Raw genomic sequence first — 2,476 nt, forward strand, 5'->3', positions numbered from 1 at the left:
GCTTTCCCCCTTCTTCGGGGCCTTGGCGACCGTGTCGTAATCCTGGGTGTAGCCGCCCATGCCGAGCTGGATGGCGTCCAGCGCGCGGCGCACCACGTCGCGCGCCGCCGCGTCGAAGGGCACGGTGCCGCGCTGCACGGCGAGGAAGGCGGCCTCCAGCCAGTGGGACAGCCGCTCGACCTCCGGCAGGTCCACGGCGCGGGCCGCCCCCTTCAGGCTGTGGGCACGGCGGTGGATCTCCACCAGATCGGGGTGGTGCGCCGGGTCCCGCTCCACCGCGCGCAGGGCCTCGCGGATGGCGGCGAGATGCTCCTTGTGCTCCAGGTCGAAGGCGGCGAGCAGGCGCGTGCGGATGTCGTTCATGGCGCCCGCCCCCTCCGCCCGCCATCGCCTCCGGATGCCGTCGTCATGGTCACACGCGGTAGTTCCGGACGGCCTCGACCAGACCCTGGCCGAGATCGTTGAGGTTGGTGGCGGCCCCTTCGAGCTGGCGGGTGCCGGCGGCGGTCTGGCTGCTCGCCTCGCGGATGTTCTGGAGCGCCTGGATCACCTGCTCCAGGCCGATCTGCTGCTGGTTGGTGCCGGCGACGATCTGCTGGAAGGCGAGCACGCTCTCCTGGACGCTCTCGGCGAGGTCGCGGATGGTCGATTGGGTGGCGTCGGTCTGGCGCTTGCCGGCGCCGACGCGCTTCACCGCCTCCTCCGTCAGCATGACCGAGGCGTTGATGCCGTGCTGGATCTCGCTGAGATTGGAACGGACCTGGGCGGTGGCCTCCTTGGACTGGTCGGCGAGGCTCTTGATCTCGCTCGCCACCACGGCGAAGGTCCGCCCGTGCTCGCCGGCCGCGGCAGCCTCGATGGCGGCGTTGAGCGCCAGCAGGTGGCAGCGCTCGGCGATGTCGTTGACGGTCAGGATGATCTCGCCGATGGCCTGGGTGCGCTCCGACAGGACGACGATGTTCTCGGCGACGGCCTCCGCCTGCTCGCGGATGGCGTCCATCGCCTGGTTGGTGTCCTCCACCGCCTTCAGGCCGGTCTCGGAATTGGACGCGGCGACCTGGGCGTTCTGCGCCACGTCCTGGGCGCGGCGGTTGATCTGCGCGCCGGATTCGGTGATCTCGCTGAGCGTCGCGGTGGTTTCCTCCACGGCGGCGAGCTGCTGGGCGACGCTGGCCGCCTGCTGCTGGGTGGAGGCGCGGATCTGCGCGGTGGCGGCGTGCATGCTCTCCGCCGTGGCGCGGGTGGTCCTGGCCATGTTGCGCAGGTTGCCGGTCATCTCGTTCAGGTGGGTGCCGAGTTCGGCCAGCTCGTCGTCGCCGGGCACCACCACCGTCTTGGTTAGGTCGCCCTTGCCCACCTGGGTGACGTAGCCGATGGCGGTGCCGAGCCGCCGGGTGATCGAGCTGCCGATCAGGATGGCGATGGCGACGGCGAGCGCCACCACGATCACCAGCGCCAGGATGGAGGAGCGCACCGCGTCGTCGTAGAGGGAGCGGATGTTCTGGCGCCCGGCCTCCGACAGGCGGCTGATGTCGCCGTGCAGGTCGGAAAGCTGGCCCGCCATGGCCAGCCGCATCTCCTCCACCCGCGTCAGCCGGTCCAGCGCCTCCGGCTCGCTCCCGGCCGCCACCCGTTCCAGCATCGCGTTGGCTTCGTTCAGCATGCGGTGCGAATACTGGTCGAAGCTGTCGATCTGGATCACCAGCTCGCCCCAGATGCGGCGGCGTTCGTCCGTGATGCCGTCCTCGGCCCGTGCGGCGGCGATGCTCTTCAGCTTGGCGGTCTGCTCGAACATCCTCATCGAGCCGTCGCGGTAGCTCTGGCGGAGCTGGGCGATGTCCGGCTTGCGGCCCTGGAGCTGGGCCAGCGCCGCGGCGTGGGTCGCCGCCTCGCGGAAGCTGCGCAGGTTGCTTTCCGTCACCTCGATCTCGCGCACCGCCTCCGACACCTGGATGTCGTAGGTGGCGATGCCCATCATGACCCTCATGCCGTCCGCGAAACGCATCATCTGGAACGCCGCCAGCAGCCCGGTCAGCAGGCAGACGACTCCGAAGCTGAGCATCAGCTTGTGCTTGACCTTCAGTTTCATTCTTCTTTCTTGCTCCTCAGCGTCTCCAGGATCGCCGGCACGTCCAGCACGGCGACGCGGCCCCGGGTGATGGCGGTGACGAAGGGGCCGGCCTCCGGCGGGGCCTTCAGGCGGGCGTTCTCCAGCTCCGTCACCGTGTCCACGGTGCGCAGGCGCAGGGCCTCCGGCCTCTCCCCGCCGCGCAGCACGACGGCGAAGCCGCCGCCCGCGGGCACCGCGTTGCGCCCGCACAGCCGGTCCACGTCGAACAGGCGCATCACCCGCCCGTCGATGGCGATCAGCCCCAGAAGCTCCGGCTGGATCTGAGTATGGGCATGCACACCTCCCGGTTGGCTTGGGGCCGATTGGCTTCGTCCCGTATGGGCATGTGCCGGAACGCCGGGTGGC

3 protein-coding genes are annotated in these 2,476 nt (G+C 70.1%); all 3 read right to left on the reverse strand.

The window, feature by feature from the left end; genetic code table 11:
* Positions 1 to 363: Hpt domain-containing protein (locus QSG27_RS28560; RefSeq protein ID WP_306712193.1), on the reverse strand; the 363-nt coding region annotated here is incomplete at its 3' end.
* Positions 364 to 412: 49 nt separating this feature from the next.
* Positions 413 to 2,089 carry a methyl-accepting chemotaxis protein gene (locus QSG27_RS28565; protein ID WP_306712195.1) on the reverse strand — a complete coding sequence of 559 codons (1,677 nt, stop codon included), beginning with the start codon at positions 2,087 to 2,089 and terminating at the stop codon, positions 413 to 415.
* Positions 2,086 to 2,409 carry a chemotaxis protein CheW gene (locus tag QSG27_RS28570; RefSeq protein WP_306712197.1) on the reverse strand — a complete coding sequence of 108 codons (324 nt, stop codon included), beginning with the start codon at positions 2,407 to 2,409 and terminating at the stop codon, positions 2,086 to 2,088. Before QSG27_RS28570 ends, QSG27_RS28565 begins: the two co-directional genes overlap by 4 nt.
* Between the last annotated feature and the right edge of the window lie 67 nt (positions 2,410 to 2,476).

It is taken from the genome of Azospirillum isscasi, from assembly GCF_030849505.1.
Taxonomy (GTDB): domain Bacteria; phylum Pseudomonadota; class Alphaproteobacteria; order Azospirillales; family Azospirillaceae; genus Azospirillum; species Azospirillum isscasi.